The sequence below is a fragment of the Sedimentibacter sp. genome (assembly GCF_038562225.1).
Lineage (GTDB): Bacteria > Bacillota > Clostridia > Tissierellales > Sedimentibacteraceae > Sedimentibacter.
The window spans coordinates 1,250,171-1,271,252 of record NZ_JBCFAS010000001.1 but is presented as its reverse complement, the minus strand read 5'-3'; the positions used below and the strand labels follow the sequence as shown (position 1 = coordinate 1,271,252).

18 protein-coding genes are annotated in these 21,082 nt (G+C 40.9%); all 18 read left to right on the top strand.

Annotated elements, in window-relative coordinates; genetic code table 11:
• Positions 1-2 precede the first annotated feature (2 nt).
• The 18 genes from AAGU76_RS06010 (at position 3) to AAGU76_RS05925 (ending at position 21,030) form a co-directional block, all read left to right on the top strand.
• The gene (locus AAGU76_RS06010; protein WP_342484537.1) at positions 3-1,205 is read left to right on the top strand and encodes an aldo/keto reductase; all 1,203 of its coding nucleotides are present in this window, start codon (positions 3-5) and stop codon (positions 1,203-1,205) included.
• Between the two features lie 187 nt (positions 1,206-1,392).
• Positions 1,393-1,881 carry a sigma-70 family RNA polymerase sigma factor gene (locus AAGU76_RS06005; RefSeq protein ID WP_342484536.1) on the top strand — a complete coding sequence of 163 codons (489 nt, stop codon included), beginning with the start codon at positions 1,393-1,395 and terminating at the stop codon, positions 1,879-1,881.
• A gap of 1 nt (position 1,882) precedes the next feature.
• Positions 1,883-3,256: a DUF4179 domain-containing protein gene (locus tag AAGU76_RS06000; protein ID WP_342484535.1), complete on the top strand. Its 1,374-nt coding sequence runs from the start codon at positions 1,883-1,885 to the stop codon at positions 3,254-3,256.
• Between the two features lie 100 nt (positions 3,257-3,356).
• Positions 3,357-4,604 carry a putative DNA modification/repair radical SAM protein gene (locus AAGU76_RS05995; RefSeq protein ID WP_342484534.1) on the top strand — a complete coding sequence of 416 codons (1,248 nt, stop codon included), beginning with the start codon at positions 3,357-3,359 and terminating at the stop codon, positions 4,602-4,604.
• An 8-nt stretch (positions 4,605-4,612) separates the two neighbouring features.
• A complete protein-coding gene (locus AAGU76_RS05990; protein ID WP_342484533.1) occupies positions 4,613-5,341 on the top strand; it encodes a TIGR03915 family putative DNA repair protein in 729 nt (242 codons plus the stop codon).
• 355 nt (positions 5,342-5,696) lie between these two features.
• Positions 5,697-5,963 (top strand): metal-sensing transcriptional repressor, encoded by a 267-nt coding sequence (locus AAGU76_RS05985; protein WP_342484532.1) that lies wholly within the window; start codon positions 5,697-5,699, stop codon positions 5,961-5,963.
• 16 nt (positions 5,964-5,979) lie between these two features.
• Positions 5,980-6,123 carry an LDCC motif putative metal-binding protein gene (locus AAGU76_RS05980; protein ID WP_342484531.1) on the top strand — a complete coding sequence of 48 codons (144 nt, stop codon included), beginning with the start codon at positions 5,980-5,982 and terminating at the stop codon, positions 6,121-6,123.
• 10 nt (positions 6,124-6,133) lie between these two features.
• Positions 6,134-8,590 carry a heavy metal translocating P-type ATPase gene (locus AAGU76_RS05975; protein ID WP_342484530.1) on the top strand — a complete coding sequence of 819 codons (2,457 nt, stop codon included), beginning with the start codon at positions 6,134-6,136 and terminating at the stop codon, positions 8,588-8,590.
• Between the two features lie 42 nt (positions 8,591-8,632).
• A complete protein-coding gene (locus AAGU76_RS05970) occupies positions 8,633-8,848 on the top strand; it encodes a heavy-metal-associated domain-containing protein (protein ID WP_342484529.1) in 216 nt (71 codons plus the stop codon).
• Between the two features lie 216 nt (positions 8,849-9,064).
• Positions 9,065-9,304, top strand: coding sequence for a heavy-metal-associated domain-containing protein (locus AAGU76_RS05965; protein WP_342484528.1), 240 nt, complete (start codon positions 9,065-9,067; stop codon positions 9,302-9,304).
• A gap of 54 nt (positions 9,305-9,358) precedes the next feature.
• On the top strand, positions 9,359-9,778 hold the full coding sequence (locus tag AAGU76_RS05960; RefSeq protein ID WP_342484527.1) for a NusG domain II-containing protein: 420 nt from the start codon (positions 9,359-9,361) through the stop codon (positions 9,776-9,778).
• A gap of 131 nt (positions 9,779-9,909) precedes the next feature.
• A complete protein-coding gene (locus AAGU76_RS05955; RefSeq protein WP_342484526.1) occupies positions 9,910-11,148 on the top strand; it encodes a [Fe-Fe] hydrogenase large subunit C-terminal domain-containing protein in 1,239 nt (412 codons plus the stop codon).
• 110 nt (positions 11,149-11,258) lie between these two features.
• Positions 11,259-13,271: a sigma 54-interacting transcriptional regulator gene (locus AAGU76_RS05950; RefSeq protein WP_342484525.1), complete on the top strand. Its 2,013-nt coding sequence runs from the start codon at positions 11,259-11,261 to the stop codon at positions 13,269-13,271.
• 282 nt (positions 13,272-13,553) lie between these two features.
• Positions 13,554-14,996 carry a DASS family sodium-coupled anion symporter gene (locus AAGU76_RS05945; RefSeq protein WP_342484524.1) on the top strand — a complete coding sequence of 481 codons (1,443 nt, stop codon included), beginning with the start codon at positions 13,554-13,556 and terminating at the stop codon, positions 14,994-14,996.
• 131 nt (positions 14,997-15,127) lie between these two features.
• On the top strand, positions 15,128-16,321 hold the full coding sequence (locus AAGU76_RS05940) for a CoA transferase (protein WP_342484523.1): 1,194 nt from the start codon (positions 15,128-15,130) through the stop codon (positions 16,319-16,321).
• Positions 16,322-16,669: 348 nt separating this feature from the next.
• A complete protein-coding gene (locus AAGU76_RS05935) occupies positions 16,670-17,863 on the top strand; it encodes a CoA transferase (RefSeq protein WP_342484522.1) in 1,194 nt (397 codons plus the stop codon).
• Positions 17,864-17,880: 17 nt separating this feature from the next.
• Entirely contained in the window at positions 17,881-18,777 is an 897-nt protein-coding gene (locus AAGU76_RS05930) for a hydroxymethylglutaryl-CoA lyase (RefSeq protein ID WP_342484521.1), read from the top strand.
• 207 nt (positions 18,778-18,984) lie between these two features.
• Positions 18,985-21,030, top strand: a complete 2,046-nt coding sequence (locus tag AAGU76_RS05925) for an EAL domain-containing protein (protein WP_342484520.1) — start codon at positions 18,985-18,987, stop codon at positions 21,028-21,030.
• Positions 21,031-21,082 lie beyond the last annotated feature (52 nt).

The window sequence follows — 21,082 nt, the reverse complement described above, 5'->3', positions numbered from 1 at the left end:
AAATGATTAAGAAGGTTAATCAGAAAAACGGCGATGAACTGTCCATACTGGGTTTTGGCTGCATGCGTCTGCCATCCAGGGGAGGAATGATCGATGAGCCAAGGGCCATCGCACTCATAAGAAATGCCATAGATCAGGGAGTTAACTATCTGGACACTGCATACATATACCACGGCGGAAAGAGCGAATCGCTGCTGGGCAAAGCTCTGGCGGACGGATACAGGGAGAAGGTGAAAATAGCCACCAAGCTTCCCACATACCTGGTGAACAGCCTGGAAGGGGCAAAAAAAATCATGGACACCCAGTTCGCCAGGCTTAGAACGGATATTATTGACTACTACCTCATGCACATGCTCACTGACCTGGCCATGTTTGAAAAAATGAAATCTCTGGGCGTAATGGACTATGTTGAAGAGCTTAAAAGGAAAGACAGCATAAAGAACATAGGATTTTCCTTTCACGGAGGCAAGACTGATTTTGAGGATATTATCAAAGCATATCCATGGGATTTCTGCCAGATACAGTACAACTATCTGGATGAAAACAGGCAGGCAACCAGTTCAGGTCTGATGCTGGCTTCTTCCCTGGGCATTCCCGTGATAATCATGGAGCCTCTGAGGGGAGGCAGGCTTGTGAACAGCCTTCCGAAGGAAGTGCTCAGCGCGTTCAAGAAATACCATCCGGACAGGTCTCCTGCTGAATGGGGCCTGAGGTGGCTGTGGAACCACAAGGAAATCAACGTGGTGCTTTCAGGAATGAGCGACGAGGCACAAGTGGAAGAAAACATAAAAATTGCCGGAAGTGCAAGGGAAGACTCGCTGACGGAAAAAGAACTCGACATTTTTGAAGAAGTAAAGGGGATAATGAACAGCAAAACAAAGGTTCCATGCACAGCATGCGGCTACTGCCTGCCGTGTCCCTACGGAGTGAACATACCGGGATGCTTTTCAAGCTACAACGACAGATACCTGTTAAACGACAGGAAAACCCGCTGGCAGTACATTCAAAACCTTGGGGCTTTATCTGCTCAGACTGCATTTGCATCACAGTGCAAAGAGTGCGGCAAGTGTGAGAAGCATTGCCCGCAAAACATAGAAATAAGAAAAGAACTTAAAAACGTAAGCCGCGAAATGGAAGGACCGCTTTTGAGGCCTGCCCTGAAGGTGGCCAGAAAGTTTCTCAGAATAAAAAAGCAGGAAAAGTAAACAGATAAAAGTATTGCAGGCGAAAGCCTGTTTTTTCTATATGGGAAAGTGAAAATTCTCTTGCTATCATCTTTATATAATAATCCGCATCTGTTACAGAAACTGTTGTATAATAAAATGAAAAAAATATAAAATACGAAATGAAAAAGCCCGCCAACTTTCTCTAACAGGCAGAGAGGAGAATTTTATGTTTGGAAAAGTCATAGACAAAAAAGAATACGTCTCATTCATAACCGAATACAAGACTTCCATGTACCGCATAGCCTACGGGTACCTGGGAGACGAATCAAAGTCCCTGGATGCCGTTGACGAGGCTGTTTATCTGGGATACAAGCATCTGAAGGAACTGAGGGAACCACAGTATCTTAAGACATGGCTTACGAGAATACTCATAAACGAGTGCTATAAAATAATCCGAAAATGCAGCCGGGAAACAGCAACAGATGTGCTTCCCGAAGAGGTGGTGGTTGAAAGCGAGTTTAAGCTCCCATTGAAAATGGCACTGCAAGAGCTTGAGGAGGATTTGAAAAAAGTAATAGTGCTTCGATACTTCGGCGGATACACCATAGCAGAAACCGCAAGCATACTCAACATTCCCGAAGGCACCTGTTCAACCAGGACGAGAAAGGCTCTGGGGCTTCTGAGGCTTGAGCTTGTTGATCAGAAAGGAGAGTAAAATGTCAAACAATAATGAAATAGATGAACTGATAAATAAATCCTTTGATTATCCTCTGGGTTTGGAATCCGTCGAACAGAGGCTTGAAGAAAGAATCAGAAGAGAAAAAAGAAGGAAGAAAACAACTGCAGCCTTTTTTTCAACAGCTGCAGCATTAATGTTCATAGTGCTAATAAACACAAGCGTTGCATTTGCAGGCATTGTGGCTGAAATTCCTTTGTTGGGAAGGATTGCGGAGTATGTGAAATTTGACAGGAGCCTTGCAAGCACCATAGAAAATGACTATATTCAGAAAACAGGCCTCATATCCATTGACGGACAGGAAAAGCTGCTTCTTCCCTATGTGATTGCCGATGAAAAAAATCTGGTGCTGTTTTTTCAGCTTCCTGATAATTTCAGCCTTTCAGAAAACCAGTGGGCAGGAATAAGTCTCATAGACATGACTGACGGCTCTACAGGAGAAAAGATTGAAGGCTTTGGATATTCCAGTTCCAACATATCGGCTGAGGGAATCAGAAAAGACGGTACAATCATACTTCAGAATTATCATTTTTCGGAAGGATCACTTCCTCAGTCGGTAAATATCAATGTTTCACTAAAAAAAGAAACATACGACAATGAGGAAGGCGAAAAAGATGAAAACATCAGTTCTGATACCATCGATATGCCTGAGGTGCAAAGCGTGGGGAACTTCTCATTTTCTATAAAATTTAATGAATTTGCAAAGCCGGTCAACTATGTGTTCAACCAGGAACATATGATTTTGGGTCAAAAAATAATTCTTAAAGAGATGAATGTCTATCCCACAGGTACGGAAGTACTGTTTGAATTTTCAAAAGATAATGCTGCATGGGTCAAGGGTCTGGAGCTTGCTCTGGAAGAGAACGGAGTGGAAAGATTCCGGGGGAAAGACGGCATAAGCGCCACCCATGATGAATCAAACACCTGGATGAAAGTTTACATCCAATCTGATTACTTTGAAAAGCCCAAGGAGCAGCAGCTTGTCATCAAAGGAATAAGGCTCATTGATAAGGAAGAAGAATTTTTGAGCGTGGACCTTGACAAAATGAAAATGACGCCGGAGGTTGAAGGCATAAAGCTTGTAAAAGCTGAAAAAAACGGCGGCAGCGTCAGTCTTGTTTTTGAGAGCAGGACGCTTAAAGGAGATACATTTGGCATGTTCAATCATGAATATACGGACTCCGAAGGAAATGTCTACGGTCTATGGTCAGAAGGAAGCAGCACCGCAGGAGATACTATGCAGACATCCATTACGGTTGAGTACCCAAACAGCGGGATTGTGATTCTTAAGAGAGACCTGTCAGTGAAAAATATGCTTGATGAACCCATAAGGGTGAGCCTCCCGGCACAGTGAAAATAAAGACAGAAGCTTGTTGTTTCTGTCTTTTTAATCGAACATATGTTTGACAAAACCTTGCTTCTGTGGTATCATAAAAGAAAAAAAGGATTCGGTTATGGACGACAGTTTGTTTGAAAAACTAAAAATACTATCGGATGCTGCAAAGTACGATGTATCCTGTGTGTCAAGCGGCGTGGAGCGAAAAAACAACACCGTCGGAGGCATAGGAAATGCATCAGCGGCAGGAATCTGTCACGCATGGTCATCGGACGGCAGGTGCATTTCACTTTTGAAAATACTTCTTACCAATGACTGCATCTATGACTGCAGCTATTGTCAAAACCGTGTGACAAATCCGATCAAAAGGGCAACCTTTACTCCGGAGGAGGTTGCAGAGCTGACCATACAATTTTACAGGAGAAATTACATTGAAGGACTTTTCCTGAGTTCAGCAGTGGAGAAAAGTCCGGACCACACCATGGAGAACATATACAAGGTGGTGTATCTTTTAAGGTACAAGTACAATTTCTGGGGTTACGTTCATGTGAAGGTCATTCCAGGGGCAAGTCCTCTGCTGGTAGAAAAGACAGGCGCGCTGGCGGACAGGATGAGCGTTAATATTGAGCTTCCAACCAGGGACAGCCTCAAAATTTTAGCGCCTCAGAAAAAAATGGAAAAGATTCTGGAACCTATGAACCTCATAAAAAATGAGATGTCCAGGTACCTGGAGGACAAGAGACATTCTGTAAATGCGCAGCGTTTCGTGCCGGGAGGACAGTCTACCCAGATGATCATAGGGGCCACTCCGGACAGCGACAGGACGATTCTTGACATGTCCCAGAATCTTTACGACCGTTTCAGCATGAAGAGAGTGTTTTTTTCAGCCTACATTCCTGTCATGTCCTCTCCGAATCTTCCTGCAGTCAGCACCATGCCGCCTCTTCTTCGGGAGCACAGGCTGTATCAGGCTGACTGGCTCATGCGCTTTTACTGTTTCAACTCTCAGGAGCTTTTTACGGAGGTTGAGCATAACCTGGATCTGGAGTTTGATCCCAAGCTGATGTATGCTCTTCGAAACCTTGGAAGGTTTCCTGTTGAAATCAACAAGGCTCCCTATGAGGAGCTGTTAAGGGTACCGGGGCTTGGAGTAACCAGCGCCCAAAGGATTGTCAGGGAAAGGAAGAATGCAGATCTTTCCTATGATTCATTGAAGAGGATGAAGACTGTTCTCAAGAGGGCAAGATACTTCATAACGGTCAACGGCAGGTATTATGGAAGCGCAAGTTTTGAGCCTGACGCCATCAGGGAGGAAATAAGGGCCAAGGAAGTTCAGCAGCAGATGAGCATTTTTGAGCTCATATAGGAGATACCATGGATTATTTATATGACGGAACGTTTGAAGGGTTTCTCACATGTGTTTTTTATCACTACAAGGTGGAAAAAGCATCAGGGATTTACTGCGCGAAAAGCTACCAGCAGTCTTTGGTGAACTCATGCAGAACAGTTGAAACAGATGTTCAGAAGGCAGGCATAGTTTCTGATGCCATCAACGGAAAAATATCCAGAGAAGCATACATAAACGCATATTACTGCTTTCTTTCAAATATAAGCGAAAAAGAAAACATGATTCTTGATTTTCTTATTTTTGCCTTTAGGTACGGACGGGATACAATGAACTTTTTTACCCACGAAAAGGTGCTGCCTGTGAACAAGGCGTACATCAAGGTTTCAAGAGAAGAACACAGGTTTTTGGGAATTCTTCGTTTTTCCGAGGTGGGGGGAATACTGTACTCGCGCTTTTCTCCGGATAACGACATACTGATTTTGCTAGCGGATCATTTTGCAGACAGGTACAAATTTGAAAGGTTCATCATTCACGACTGGAAAAGGGAAAAGGCGGTTGTGTACGCTGACGGCTTCTGGGAAATAAAGGAGAACATAATAATAGGGGACGTGGAATATTCGGATGATGAGAAAACAATTCAAAAGCTTTGGAAACAGTATTTCACAGATTTGGCAATTAAGGAGAGAAAGAACATAAATCTTCAGTTTCAGTTTGTTCCTGCCAGATACAGAAAAAACATGTCCGAATTCAAATGAAATTGTAATTATAATTTGCTGCATTTCTGCTTTGCTTCAGCTGACCATATTACAGCTTATATTCGCATCTCAATTTTATATATAATGTTATAAGTATGGATTAAAAGGTTCGTAAGCTTATTGCATTTATGTCAATTAGATACTTTTCCGGCAATTTACAGTCAGCACTCATAATTTACATAGAGCCTCAACTTTATAAATTATGATTCTTATTTTATTTGAAAAAATTTTAATCTTCATAATTTCCCCACAATTTTTTGTTACCATGCAAGTAAGATACCCCCCTGGGGTATAGTGTATTATCTATATATCACACAATTAGTCAAATAATAAATGGATGAAAGGAGAAATTATATTGAAAAAAGATAAAGAGAATGCTGTAACGTCTTTAAAGACAGTTAAGGGACAAATAGAAGGCATAATTAAGATGTTGGAAGAGGACAGATATTGTGTTGATATATCTAATCAAATATTTGCAGCACAATCGCTTTTAAAAAAATCCAATATTTTGATTTTAAAACAACATATTCATCATTGTGTAAAGGAAGCTATTAAAGAAGATAAGGGTGATGAAAAAATTAATGAAATAATCGTTGTTTTGGAGAAAATAATACAAAAATAAAAGAGGAGTGGTATAAATGTTTAATCTAATTAAAGACTGGCTGGACAGATTGGCTAAGGAAAATGAAAAGAGCTTTGGAAACGGCAGGCTTGATTGCTGTGATCTAAACAAGACAAAAAACACAAATACACAAGCTTCTATGAATACAATTAAGAAATGAGGTGCAGAGAATGGAAAAAAGCCTTAAGGTTCAAGGAATGACCTGTGCGTCCTGCGCAAAGACAGTTGAGAAAACTGCTAAGAAATTGCAGGGTGTTACAGAAGCAAATGTAAATTTCGCAACAGAAAAATTGAGTATTGAATTTGATGAAACTATGGTTACCGTTAAAGACATACAGGCAGCTGTCGAAAAAGCAGGGTATAGATTATTGTCTGAGTCCGTAAGCAAGACCTTGAAAATTGAAGGGATGACATGTGCCTCCTGCGCTAAAAATGTGGAAAAGGCAACCAGGAAGCTAAATGGTGTTACGGAAGCAAATGTAAACTTTGCTACAGAAAAGCTGACTTTAAGTTATGAACCGACCTTAGTAAAGGTTTCAGAAATAAAAGCTGCTATAGAAAAAGCCGGATATAAGGCTGTTGAAGAAGAAACGTCAGTAGATGCCGATAAGGAAAGAAAAGAAAAAGAAATAAAATCATTATGGAACAGATTTGTTATATCTGCAATTTTCACTGCTCCGCTTTTGTATATGGCTATGGGTCATATGTTTGGTAAAGCTTTAGGTATAATGCTTCCTGAAATTATAGATCCGATGATGAATCCTTGGAACTTCGCAATTGTGCAGTTGATTCTTGTTATCCCGTCTATGATTGTAGGATACAGATATTTTACGGTAGGTTTTAAATCGTTGTTCAAGGGAAGTCCTAATATGGATTCACTTATAGCAATAGGAACAGCTGCTGCATTCATATATGGTATTTATGCCATTGTGCAAATTTACGGCGGTGATGGTGAATATGCCAATGAATTATACTTTGAAGCAGGCGGTGTAATATTAACACTCATTACGCTGGGGAAATACTTAGAATCTGTAACTAAAGGAAAAACATCTGAAGCAATAAAGAAATTAATGGGGCTTGCACCTAAAACGGCAATAATATTAAGAGATGGCAAAGAAGTTGAAATTTCAATTGAAGATGTTGAAGTCGGCGATGTTATTGTTGTTAAGCCAGGAGAAAAAATGCCTGTTGACGGTGAAGTTGTTGAAGGAACCACATCAGTGGATGAATCAATGCTTACCGGTGAAAGCATCCCTGTTGAAAAAAATGTGGGAGATAATATAATTGGAGCAAGTATCAATAAAAATGGATCAATAAAATATAAGGCAACAAAGGTTGGAAAAGACACAGCACTTGCTCAAATAATAAAATTGGTCGAAGACGCTCAAGGTTCAAAGGCTCCCATTGCAAAGCTGGCTGACGTAATTTCAGGATATTTCGTACCCGTTGTAATTGTCCTTTCAATAATTTCAGCATTGTCGTGGTATTTCTTTGGAGGTGAATCAACCGTATTTGCTTTAACAATATTCATATCAATACTTGTAATAGCGTGCCCATGTGCATTGGGACTGGCAACACCTACTGCCATAATGGTAGGAACAGGCAAAGGAGCTGAAAACGGAGTATTGATAAAGAGCGGTGTTGCACTTGAAACAACTCATAAGATCAAAACAATCGTATTTGATAAAACAGGTACAATAACCGAAGGAAAACCGAAAGTGACAGATGTAGTAACAACAAATGGTATAACGGAAAATGATTTGCTGCAATTAACAGCATCGGCTGAAAAAGGCTCCGAGCATCCATTGGGCGAGGCAATAGTAAAAGGTGCAGAAGAAAAGGGATTGGAGCTTAAAAACCTGGAATCATTCACTGCAATACCAGGTCATGGAATAGAAGTTAAAATTGACGGCAAGGAAATATTGGCAGGAAACAGAAAGCTCATGGTTGAACGCAGCATATCATTGGAAAATTTGGAATCAACGTCAAATAAGCTGGCTGAAGAAGGAAAAACACCAATGTATGTAGCTATTGATGGTAAAATTGCCGGGATAATAGCTGTAGCTGATACAGTGAAAGAAAACAGCAAAAGAGCCATAGAAAAGTTACATCACATGGGAATTGAAGTTGCTATGATTACCGGTGACAACAGAAGGACTGCTGAGGCAATAGCCAGACAAGTAGGCATAGACAGAACATTAGCTGAAGTATTACCCCAGGATAAAGCTAATGAAGTTAAAAAGCTTCAGTCTGAAGGTAAAAAAGTGGCAATGGTTGGAGACGGCATAAACGATGCGCCTGCCTTGGCTCAGGCAGATATTGGGATAGCAATAGGTTCAGGTACAGACGTTGCAATGGAATCAGCAGACATAGTTCTTATGAGAAGTGACCTGATGGATGTGCCGACTGCTATACAGTTAAGCAAGAGCACAATTAAAAATATAAAGCAAAATCTGTTCTGGGCATTTGCATACAATACATTAGGCATACCTGTTGCAATGGGAGTATTATATGTATTTGGAGGACCATTGTTAAATCCAATGTTTGCTGCAGCTGCCATGAGTTTAAGTTCAGTGTCAGTATTGGCTAATGCTTTGAGATTAAAAAGATTCAAGCCAGTCAGATAATTAAAATTAATTTTTAAAATTATAAATTTAAAGGAGTATACTATGAGAAAGAATATATTGATTGAAGGAATGAGCTGTCAGCATTGTGTGAATCATGTTAAAGAAGCCTTGGGAGAAATTTGCGGAGTAAAAACTGTAGATGTTGATTTAGGCAATAAGAATGCTTTTGTTGAATTGGCACACCCTGTAGATGATGCAAAATTCAAGGAAGCAGTAGACGAAGCAGGTTATGAAGTGGTAGGAATTGAAGAATTATAACGTTATATAATTGTAAAATGGCTTTGATACTTAACTATTGAGGCCATTTTGCAATCGGGAAAGTTTGCTTTTCTTTTGTACAAAAACTAGGAGTACTGTCGGACGTCCTTGTTGTCAAGGGTGCGAAGCCAAAAATACGTAAGTGTTTTACGCGGATGGTTATTTGCTATTATTTAAGCATCACCAGATAAGTGTGTTGGTACAGGGGGGGTTAAAATGCATACTATTCATACGGTTAAATTGAAACAGAGCAATATGCTTTGCAACAGGTGCTTAACCAACGTGGTTAAAGCTCTCAGCCTCATAGAAGGCATAAAAGAATTAAATGTAAATCTTGATAAAAAATCGATTAAGATTACTTATGAAAATGAAAATTTTTCAAAAGAAGTAATACAAAAAATTATTAATGAGTCAATCGTTCACGGAAGAGTGGACAAAAAAATATATATTGAATAGAACTTACAATGAATGGCAAGGTGTGTGGCAAATTGTCTTTAGGAAGGATATTGTATGTTAAGTAAAATGACATTATGGGACAAAATGTTAGTTTTTTCGCTTATTGTGATAAGTCTGACATGGCTGGTGATGGCGATGTCCAATAAAACATCTAATAAAGCTAAAGAAGGAACTAAAACTGTCGAAATCGTAGCACATGGAAACTTGGTAGAAAAATTTACTATAACTGAAGATGCTAAAAACATTTACAGCTTTGAGTTTGGAAAAAACACCGGCTATATAGAAGTTAAGGACGGAGCGGTAAGAATGTTAGAAATGGATAGAGATATATGCCCTGAAGGTATATGTTCAAAAACGGGGTGGATAAAAAAGACATATGAAACTATTGTATGTATGCCTAATGGAATTATTGTTAACATAAAAAACAATGAAAACATTCTAGAAAAAAATGATGATACAGATGTTATTGTATAACAATGACCTTTAAGGTATTACATTCAATGATAATCTTAAATTTTGCCTGCTTACAGCGTTAAATTTTCCGTTATTGTAATTTTTAAAAGATGTTTGAACATAATAAGAACAGCAAAAACACGGAGGTATATATGGAATCATTTAACTCCCTTTACGAACATCTTTTAAATGCTGCCATAAACAAAAAAATCCACGAAGAAATAGATAAACTTACCAATTTCGACCCACACCACCTGGACTGCCTTCTGAATCCGGATAAGCATCCCACAGTAATACGTTTGGGAAACTGCTGCTGCAGTGATGCGGAAAGGCAAAAATGTGATCAAGAATGTGATTTCAACGCAATGACAAGGGATGAACAAGGAAACGTGCAGGTGGGAGACAGCTGTGTTGGATGTTCAAGGTGCATAGAAAACTGCATCAAAAACAATCTTACCGACAGGAAAGACCTGCTGCCTTTGTTTGAAATGCTCAACAGCAACGCACCTGTGTATGCCATGATTGCACCGGCGTTCACGAGCCAGTACGGTCCGCAGGTGACGCCTGGAAAATTAAGGAGCGCTTTCAAGCAGATAGGATTTGCCGGAATGATTGAAGTTGCCGTATTTGCCGACATACTGACGCTGAAGGAATCTCTTGAATTCGACCTATCCATAAAGACTGATGAGGATTTCCTACTGACGAGCTGCTGCTGTCCCATGTGGATTGCAATGATCAAGAAAATATACAACGACCTGGTTCCGCACATACCTCCGTCAGTTTCTCCCATGGTAGCCTGCGGCAGAGGAATAAAAAAGCTGCATCCAGACGTGAAGACAGTATTCATCGGACCCTGCGTAGCGAAAAAGGCTGAAGCCAGGGAAAAGGACATAGATGATGCAGTTGACTTTGTGCTGACTTTTCAAGAGGTTGCAGACATATTCAGACTGGCCGGCATAGAACCTGAAAAAATGGAAGAAGACTTAAGGGACCATTCCTCAAAGGCCGGAAGGATTTACGCAAGAACAGGCGGCGTCAGCGAAGCAATACAAAGCACGCTGGATTATCTTCGTCCCAACAGGAGCATTCCTTTGAAGTCAAAGCAGGCAAACGGCATAGCCAAGTGCAAGGAGCTTCTGAATGAAATCAAGGACGGCAACATAACCGCAAATTTCCTTGAAGGAATGGGGTGCGTTGGCGGCTGCGTAGGCGGACCCAAGCGGATTCTGGATAAGGAACAGGGGACTGATTACGTAAATGATTACGGAGACGAAGCCAGCTACAGAACGCCTGTTGACAATCCCTATGTGATGGAGCTTTTAAAAAGGCTAGGGTATGATACCATAGAGTCCCTTTTGGAAAGCGACAACATGTTCGTAAGAAAAATGTGAGTCCGAATTTAATCGGACTTTTTAAATTATAAAATTTTGAAGATTTTTATCTTGAATTGTGTTATTATGGATTAACTAATTTTATCATTGTATGAAGGAAGGATATTCAATTGATACAGATAGAACAAGCCATCAACAAACTTAACAAGAAGGTAACTGAAATTTCTCTCATAGCTCCCACAATTCAACTGGCTCAGAAAACAAGAAAAATTATTGAACAGCGCTGTGAGGATATTGACGTGTTTGTTCCCATCGCCAAGGAAGATGCGCTTAACGACGCTTTAAGGATTGCCAGAAACCTCATTGAACAGGGGGCCAGCGTCATTATAAGCAGGAAGGGAACTGCAGCTGCAATCAGGAATGCAGGATTAAACGTATCTGTAGTGGCCATCAACCAGATTCTGTCGGACTATATTGAATCCATTGAAATAGCAAAATATGAAAAGGGGATAATTGCATTTTTCTCCTATGATGAAATGACAGATGATGTGAGAAGCTTGTGCAGCATGCTCAGCATTAAGGCAAGATACTACACGTTCAAGAATGACTCTGACTGCGAGAGAATTGTGCAGCAGGCTCTGGCAGACGGAGCAGTTCTTGGAATCGGCGGCGTCATGACCCAGAAATATTCGGAAATTTACAACCTGAAGCACATCACCATCGAAAATTCGGAAGTTTCAATAAACAATGCCATTGATACGGCAAAGGAAATACTTCATGTTCAAAAGGAAGAAGCCAAGAAGCAAAATGAGCTGAAAATACAGCTTGAAAGGTACAAGGCGGTGCTGAACTTCACCCATGACGCAATCATAGCCGTTGATGAAACAGGCAAGGTGGATGTCATAAACCCTGTTGCCGAGCAAATTGTCAAAATAAGCCCGGGCTATGCAATCGGCAAGAACATAAAAAAGATTATACACAACTCCAGCCTGTTTGACGTTTTAAGCAGCAGGGAGAAGCAGCTTAACCAGCTTATGGACTTAAACGGCACGCTGGTTTCCACAAACAGGATACCCATAGTGGTTGATGACAAAATTCAAGGAGTTGTGGCAACATTTCAGGACGTAAAGGTCATACAGGAAAATGAGAACCGCATTAGAAGAAGCCTTCATGAAAAAGGCCTTGTGACCAGGTACAACTTCGACGACATAAAGGGAGAATCTGTTGAGATAAAAAAAGCAATATCCATAGCCAAAAGCTATGCAGCATCTGATTCCACCATTTTAATTCAGGGAGAAACAGGGACAGGCAAGGAGCTTTTTGCTCAAAGCATTCACAATTCCAGTTCCAGAAAGGGAGGGCCTTTTGTGGCAATAAACTGTGCTTCGCTGTCTTCAAACCTTTTGGAATCGGAATTGTTCGGATACGTGGAGGGAGCTTTTACCGGAGCAATCAAGGGAGGTAAAATAGGACTGTTTGAACTTGCCCACAAGGGAACGATTTTTCTCGACGAAATAGGAGAAATACCAATTGAAATCCAGGCGCAGCTCCTTCGCGTGCTTCAGGAAAAAGAAATAAGAAAGGTTGGTTCTGTTGTGAAGACTCCTGTGGATGTCAGGGTTATTACAGCCACAAACAGGAATTTGTTAGAAGAAATAAAGTCTAAGACATTCAGGGAGGATCTGTTCTACAGAATCGGGGTGCTGAACCTTACTGTACCTCCATTGAGGGAAAGAGACAATGACATATTTATGCTTGGCAGATTTTTCTTTGACAGGTATATGGGAAATGAGAAAACGGAATATATGAGCACCTTTGACAACATAATGAACAGGGTCAGGACCTATAAATGGTTTGGAAATATCAGAGAACTTCAAAACTTTGTTGAAAGAATCTGCGTACTGATGAAATATCACGGCAATTCCTATGATTTTGAACAGCTGGCCAGTAACTTCATCAACAAGGATTATGACATTAACGGTACCGGAAAAAATAATACAGAGGAAGTCGGGGTTAAACAAACCGCTATTGCCAAGGGCAATGATTTAAACAAGTGGGAAGCCGATAAAATAGCCAATGCCCTTAAAAATAATGATTTGTCAATTCAAAAAGCTGCTAAAGAGCTTGGAATAAGCAGGACAACTTTGTGGAGAAAAATGAAACAGCACAATATAAATGTATAGCATGTTTCGAAGTTTCAAGGTCTAGTGACAAAAAGAAGCTTTATGGAACAATGTGAAACAAATTGCGCTGAAGATGAATAAAATTTTGTAAAAATTGAAGTACTGACTTAAAAAAATCAGCACTTCTTATTTTTTTTATATAACAATTGCACTGAAATTCCAACAGATTTTGAAAGATAACATTTTCCAGTAAAAAGTTGGCACGGTTAATGCTAATTATAGATGTGCAATTAAAAATAATTAATCGCAGTAAAATTTTAAAACAAATTATCGGAGGATCGAATGGGAGAATTCAAGGTTAGAAAAATTGGCTTTATTGTGGGTGTGCTGCTTTGCGCAATATTAATTATTATGCCGACACCTGCAGGATTATCTGTTGTAGGACAAAGAGTATTGGCTGTTTCATCCTTAATGATTGTATTCTGGATGACTGAAGCAATATCAATTCCAGTAACGGCGCTGTTGCCAATACTGCTGTTTCCGATTTTAGGAATAACAGGTGCTAAGGGACAAAATGACATTCAATTGTTCAAACACTATGCTTATCAAACCGTGTATCTGGTTCTGGGTGTTGGCTTCCTTGCAACAGCTATGGTTAAATGGGGCCTGCACAGAAGAATGGCGCTTGGAATAGTAATGAAGGTTGGAAAGAAACCTGCAATGATAGTTCTTGGATTTATACTTGCAACTGCATTCGTATCGATGTGGATGTCAAATACAACTGCAACGGCCATGATGCTTCCTGTTGCTATGTCAATAATAGCAACAATGGATAAGACCATATCCGGCGGCTTCAAAAAAGCGATGGTTTTGTCAATACCGTTTGCTGCAACATTGGGCGGATTAGGAACGTTGATAGGAACTACAACAACTCCTACAGGAACTGGTATAATAGCAGAAACAATTGGGGTTCAGCTGGGATTTGTTGAATGGATGAAGATAGGACTTCCTTTCGTAATAGTAATGATTCCGCTGGCTTGGTTATGGATGGTTAAATTCTATAAGGTTGACAAGCTTGATGAAATTAACGTTGATGTTATAAGAAAAGAATATGATTCTTTGGGAATGATGAACAAGGGCGAAAAAATAACAGCCGTAGTATTCGCTGTGGCTGTATTGGCATGGGTTACAAGCGGATTGTGGAAGGGCTTCGTACCTTTTGCAACTGATGAAACTATTGCAATGGCAATTGCAATGGCGCTGGTTATGATACCTGTTGACTACAAAAAGGGCGAGTATGTTTTAAGCGGTAAAGAAGCTCTTGCAGATGCACCTTGGGGAACAATGCTGCTGCTCGGAGGCTCAATGGTAATGGGCAATGCATTCAAGGATTCCGGTGTTGCTCAGTGGATAGCTTCATCAATAGGAGGTTTGGGCGGAATGTCGCCGATAATGATCATCATGGTTATTGGTATAGTTACAGCCATGATTACAGAAGTTACAACAAATGCAGTTGTTGTTGCATCATTCCTGCCAGTGCTTCCGGGTATTGCAAATGCCATTGGAATGGATCCGCTGCAGCTGATGCTCGTATGTATGGTTGCTTCTAACTTCGCGTTCATGCTTCCTCCTGCAACCCCTCCAAATGCCATAGCTTACAGCACTGGTGCATTTGAAATTTCTGACCTTATGAAAGCTGGTTTGGGATTGAAAATCATATGCCTGATAGTATTCCCGATACTTATGTACCTAGTAGTATTCGGATTGTTCGGAATAGGAGCTTAATACATAAAGAAAAGGAGTAGATAAATTTTAACCGATTTATCTACTCTAAATTTTAAAACATTGTTAGCAAATATTGTATATCTAGAATAAAAATTAATCAAACACTTTGTATCTTTTTTAGGAGCAGTAAAATGAATAAAGGAATACTGGATGGAATAGTAGTGCTGGACCTGACCAGGGTTTTAGCCGGTCCTTACTGCGGAATGCTTCTGGCAGACATGGGCGCTACCGTTTATAAAATAGAACAGCCGAAAAAAGGCGACGACAGCAGGGCTTTCGGTCCGTTTATCAACGGTGAGAGCGCGTACTATATGAACCTTAACAGGAATAAACTTGGTGTAACATTGAATTTGAAAACACCTGAAGGAAAAGCAGTTTTTATAGAAATGGTAAAAAAAGCAGATGTAGTTATTGAAAACTACAGACCGGGCACAATGGAAAAGCTGGGCTTGGGATATGAAGAACTTAAAAAGATAAATCCCGGCATCGTTTACGGATGCGTTTCAGGCTTCGGTCATTACGGACCTTACAGCCAAAGGGCTGGATACGACATAATCGGACAGGCCATGGGCGGTCTCATGAGCACAACAGGCTGGCCAAACGGCGCCCCCACAAGAACGGGCACTGCCATGGGAGATGTGCTTGGCGGCCTTGGCTGCACAATTGGTATTTTGGCAGCTGTGGTAAACAAAATCAAAACAGGCGAAGGACAGAAGGTTGATGTATCATTGGTTGACTCTGTTGTATCATCACTGGAAATCATCACGCAGATTTATCTGGCAACAGGCAGGATTCCTGAAAGGATTGGAAACAGATACGAGTCGGCATATCCCTACGATTCATTTAAGTCAAAAGACGGTGATGTAATCATAGGCTGCGGCAACGATAAGCTCTGGAAGCTGCTGGTTGATGTAATGAATCAGCCGGAGCTGCTCCAGGACGAAAGATTTGCAACAAATGCCGCAAGGGTTAAGAACAATGAGCAGCTAAAACCAATTGTGGAAGCATGGACAGCCGGCCAAAACGTGGACGATGTTGTAGAAAAACTGTTGGCTGTAGGAGTGCCCTCATGTCCTATAAACACCATTGACAGAGTGGTGAAAGACCCTCATATTGCAGGTGCAAGGGAAATGTTCGTGGAGGTTGAACATCCGGTGGCAGGAAAAACAACGCTGACAGGGGACCACATCAAGTTCAGCGACAAAAAGGCTGAAATCAGGACTCCGGCTCCAACGCTGGGACAGCACAACAATCAAGTGTATGAAAGTCTTGTGGGATTGAGCAAAGAAACAATAAATGAATATGTGGAAAAGGGAATAATGTAGACATTGTTTCAATATGTTAAAAATTTGAGGCGCTGAAACGTAGGAAACGTAAGCGCCTCATATGACTTAAATGCTTAAATAAGAATTATTATTAGAACATGATGAACAGCAAAATGATACAATACGAAATAAAAGGAAACAAAATGAAACGTAAAATTCATCTTGCATATGGAGTAAAAATAAATTTTTGCTTAGAATATCAATAAAACAGCTGAATTAATCATTGATTTGAAATCATTTTGGAATATGTGGCATTAAATTTGCAAATACAATTACAAACGGATAAATATTTCAGATAAGCATGCTATCTGAAACGACGGTTAAAAATATAATAGGAGTGAAAATAGAATGAGCAAAGGATTATTAGATGGCATAGTAGTGCTGGACCTTACAAGGGTCCTGGCAGGACCGTATAGCGGAATGCTTCTGGCAGACATGGGAGCTACTGTATACAAGATAGAACAGCCAAAGAAAGGTGATGACAGCAGAGCATTCGGACCTTTCATAAACGGCGAGAGCGCATATTACATGAATTTGAACAGGAACAAGTTCGGAGTTACGCTTAACCTTAAAACTGCCGAAGGCAAGGCGGTCTTCATAGAGATGGTTAAAAAGGCTGATGTTGTAATAGAAAACTATCGTCCGGGAACAATGGAAAAATTAGGCCTGGGTTACGAAGATTTGAAAAAGATTAACCCCGGAATCGTTTATGGATGTGTTTCTGGTTTCGGTCACTACGGACCTTACAGCCAGAGAGCAGGTTATGATATAATCGGACAGGCCATGGGCGGTCTCATGAGCACAACAGGCTGGCCGGACGGAGCACCGACAAGAACCGGAACCGCAATGGGAGACGTTCTGGGCGGCCTCGGATGCACCATAGGAGTGCTGGCTGCAGTAGTGAACAAGATAAAAACAGGCGAAGGACAAAAGGTAGATGTGTCACTGGTAGATTCGGTTGTGTCTTCACTGGAAATAATAACTCAAATTTATCTTGCAACAGGAAGAATTCCGGAAAGAATAGGCAACAGATACGAATCCACATATCCTTATGATTCATTTAAGGCAAAAGACGGCGACGTTATCATCGCCTGCGGCAACGACAAGTTGTGGAAGCTGCTGGTAGGCGTAATGAATCAGCCTGAGCTTCTTGAAGATGAAAGATTTGCAATTAATGCTTTAAGAGTTAAAAATCATGCTGAATTAAAACCTATCATTGAAGCGTGGACAGTAACTCTGGAAGTAGATACAATTGTTGAAAGGCTTCTGGAAGTGGGAATTCCTTCATCACCAATCAACACCATTGACAGGGTCGTAAAGGATCCTCACATTGCAGGTGCAAGGGAAATGTTTGTGGAGGTTGAACACCCTGTGGCAGGAAAGACCACGCTGACCGGGGACCACATAAAGTTCAGCGATAAGAAGGCAGGAATAAGAATGCCGGCACCTACTTTAGGACAGCACAATTCAGAAGTTTATGGAAACTTCGCAGGATTAAGCGAAGAGACAATAAGGGAATATCTTGAAAAGGGTATATTCTAAATAAAAGGGGTAGTGAAATGGAAAAAATAAACATAGTGGAAGTTGGACCAAGAGACGGGTTTCAAAATCTCAAGGAATATATACCAGTTGAACAAAAAATAAAGGTAATTGACGATTTAATAGGGGCAGGCGTTAAACACATACAGCATACGTCATTTGTGAGCCCGAAGGCAATTCCTCAGCTGAAGGATGCCAAAGAAATTACACAGGAGCTTTTAAAGAAGTATCCGGACTTTGATTTCTTTGCGCTGGTTCCGAATCTTTACGGAGCAAAGGCAGCATACGAGCTGGGACTCAGGAAAGTTTCCTACGTGGTGTCCCTGAGCGTAAGCCACAACAAGGCCAATATCAACAGAACCCATGATGAGTCCTTAGCGGAACTGAAAAGCATAATGGACAACTACACAGATATGAACGTATGTGTTGATGTGGCAACCACATTCGGATGTCCATTTGAAGGAAAGTATTCAACCGATACGGTCGTGAAATTCATAGACCGAATTGCTAACATGGGAGTAAAGGAAATGTCGCTGGCAGACACGATCGGGGTGGCAAATCCAAGACAGGTGAGAGAAATAGTTTCTGCAGCCAAAAAGGAATTTCCTGAAATAGAATTCCAGGTACACATTCACGACACAAGAAACATGGGAATGGTGAACACTCTGGCTGCAATAGAATCAGGTATTACAAAAGTTCAGTCAACACTGGGAGGACTGGGCGGATGCCCGTTCGCACCGGGTGCTTCCGGAAACACGGCTACCGAGGACCTTGTGTACATGCTGAACGACATGGGATATGAAACAGGAATAGATGTGGAAAAGATCATTGAAGCCGCAAAATATGAAAAAACCATAATCACCGGCAATTTCAGCGGACATCTTATGAACATCCAGAAAGGTCAGTGCAACGCATAAAAAACAGAGCAATATGTCATGAAAATGATGTATTGCTTTTTATTTTGTAGTGAATGCTAAAAAGCTTTTGCACCTTGTATAATCTAAAATTTTACCGGATTGTTTAAAAACCTCATACATGGGTATGAATTAATATATTATGAATTTGTAAAATTGATTGTATCGTAATTTATGAGTTTCGCCATAATGTTATTTCCGGAGAGATAGATGAAAAACAGCAATACTGATGCCAAACGAAGATTTAAGCTGCCCGTCGAGGAAATCGAAGAAGTTTTAAAGGAAATCAATCCGCTGAAGGAAGCCCTCACAATTGTTGTCCTTTACGGCCTTTTCGGCGTCCTGTGGATTCTCCTTTCAGACAATGTGCTTGACATGTTCGCTTCTGACATGGAAACATACAAACTTTTACAGACCTGGAAAGGATGGTTTTATGTGCTGATAACCGTCATTTTTGCTTTTTTTCTTATAAAAAGCAGGGTAAGCCGCATAAAAAATGCATCTGAAGATGCTCTGGACGCTTACAAGAAACTGATTGATGCCAACGAGGAACAGGAAAAGCTTGCAAACGAGCTTATCTATCAGAAGGATCTGATCCACAGCATAATTGAGGATGCTCCCGTTTTGATTGTGATTTGGGATGAGGACGGCAGGGCAGTGAAGGCAAATTCCTGCTGCAATATCCTGTTTGGATGCGGTGAAGGCGATATCGACGGAGCTATGCTCAATGAGAAAATGTCAGCAGCCGGCAACGGAAATTTCACAGAGCATATTCGTGAGGTTTTGCAAAACGGCAAGGTAAAGGAGCATGAAACAAGTGTTACCGACAGAGACAGCGGTTTGAGGGACATTTTATGGAGCAGCAGTGCAATCAGCCATGAAGGCGGCAAAAAAACAATTGTTTCTATCGGAATAGATATTACAGAAAGAAAAAGGTTTGAAGATAACATAAGACGCATGGCTTACCATGATTCGCTCACGGGACTGCCCAACAGGGATAAGTTCGTCATGGAGATTGAACGCATGGCTGAAGAACAAAGGGGTTTAGGGAAGTTTGCCGTGGCTTTTCTGGATATTGACAATTTCAAGTACATAAACGATACTCTTGGCCATCCCACAGGGGATGAATTTCTGGTATACGTCAGCAAGGAGCTTTCTTCCGCGGTAAAAAATCCAGACATGATTGCCAGACTCGGAGGGGACGAGTTCGGCATACTTGTAACCTGTTTTGAAAATGAAGAAGAGCTTGTCTCCAGGCTTGAATGCATTAAAAACAGCCTGGGAAGCTTCTGGATCTCAGACAACAGGGAATTCCTGGTTTCCATGAGCATAGGAGCTGCCGTCTATCCCCATGATGGTACAAATGCCAGTACATTGCTTAAAAATTCTGACATTGCAATGAATGTTGCCAAAAAGGACGGAAAGAACAAATCAGTCATATATAAACGAAACATCCATGAAGACATAATCTGGCACATACAGATGTCAAATAAACTGCAGAAAGCCCTAGACAACAAGGAATTCATGCTGTACTATCAGCCTCAGATCGAGCTATCCACAGGGAAGATCGTCGGACTGGAAGCTCTGGTCAGATGGAAACATCCGGACGAAGGATTTATTTCACCGGCAGACTTTATCCCGGTAGCTGAAGAAACCGGCCAGATTTATTTGCTTGAACAGCGAATTGTAAAAAACGCACTGATCCAGAAAATGAAATGGGACAAGTCTGGATTCAACGACGTTGTTCTGTCTCTTAACCTTTCAAGCAAGACCCTTATAAGCGATTCAAACTTCAGGCAGATTGAAGCTATCCTTGAGGACTTTGATATGGATTATTCAAAAATTGTTTTTGAGATTACAGAAACTGTTTTGATTTCAAACATAGAACTGGCCATGGAGAGGCTGAACAAACTGAAGGAAATAGGACTCCAGATAGCTTTGGACGACTTCGGAACTGGATATTCGTCAATCACGTACCTGAAGAAGTTTCCTATCGATATAATAAAACTGGATAAAAGCTTTGTCAATTCCATCACGGGAAGGGACAGGGATGTTTCCATTGTGAAGTTTATACTGCTCTTGGCCAATGACCTTAATATGTCCGTTGTGGCAGAAGGAATTGAATCAGCTGATCAGCTTGAGTATCTTAAAATAATAAACTGCCAGATGGGGCAGGGATACTACATAGGAATGCCTTCACCTGCCGAAGATATAAGCATTCTTCTGGAACAGCGGGAATATGAGCAGCGTTCATAATTAAATATACCTCCGTGAGAAGGCCGTTTAATCGTGCCATCTGTCCGGAGTT

Coding starts and splice junctions, on each gene's coding strand:
- AAGU76_RS06010 (WP_342484537.1), top strand. CDS start 3: ATGATTAAGAAGGTTAATCAGAAAAACGGCGATGAACTGTCCATACTG.
- AAGU76_RS06005 (WP_342484536.1), top strand. CDS start 1,393: ATGTTTGGAAAAGTCATAGACAAAAAAGAATACGTCTCATTCATAACC.
- AAGU76_RS06000 (WP_342484535.1), top strand. CDS start 1,883: ATGTCAAACAATAATGAAATAGATGAACTGATAAATAAATCCTTTGAT.
- AAGU76_RS05995 (WP_342484534.1), top strand. CDS start 3,357: ATGGACGACAGTTTGTTTGAAAAACTAAAAATACTATCGGATGCTGCA.
- AAGU76_RS05990 (WP_342484533.1), top strand. CDS start 4,613: ATGGATTATTTATATGACGGAACGTTTGAAGGGTTTCTCACATGTGTT.
- AAGU76_RS05980 (WP_342484531.1), top strand. CDS start 5,980: ATGTTTAATCTAATTAAAGACTGGCTGGACAGATTGGCTAAGGAAAAT.
- AAGU76_RS05975 (WP_342484530.1), top strand. CDS start 6,134: ATGGAAAAAAGCCTTAAGGTTCAAGGAATGACCTGTGCGTCCTGCGCA.
- AAGU76_RS05970 (WP_342484529.1), top strand. CDS start 8,633: ATGAGAAAGAATATATTGATTGAAGGAATGAGCTGTCAGCATTGTGTG.
- AAGU76_RS05965 (WP_342484528.1), top strand. CDS start 9,065: ATGCATACTATTCATACGGTTAAATTGAAACAGAGCAATATGCTTTGC.
- AAGU76_RS05960 (WP_342484527.1), top strand. CDS start 9,359: ATGTTAAGTAAAATGACATTATGGGACAAAATGTTAGTTTTTTCGCTT.
- AAGU76_RS05955 (WP_342484526.1), top strand. CDS start 9,910: ATGGAATCATTTAACTCCCTTTACGAACATCTTTTAAATGCTGCCATA.
- AAGU76_RS05945 (WP_342484524.1), top strand. CDS start 13,554: ATGGGAGAATTCAAGGTTAGAAAAATTGGCTTTATTGTGGGTGTGCTG.
- AAGU76_RS05940 (WP_342484523.1), top strand. CDS start 15,128: ATGAATAAAGGAATACTGGATGGAATAGTAGTGCTGGACCTGACCAGG.
- AAGU76_RS05935 (WP_342484522.1), top strand. CDS start 16,670: ATGAGCAAAGGATTATTAGATGGCATAGTAGTGCTGGACCTTACAAGG.
- AAGU76_RS05930 (WP_342484521.1), top strand. CDS start 17,881: ATGGAAAAAATAAACATAGTGGAAGTTGGACCAAGAGACGGGTTTCAA.
- AAGU76_RS05925 (WP_342484520.1), top strand. CDS start 18,985: ATGAAAAACAGCAATACTGATGCCAAACGAAGATTTAAGCTGCCCGTC.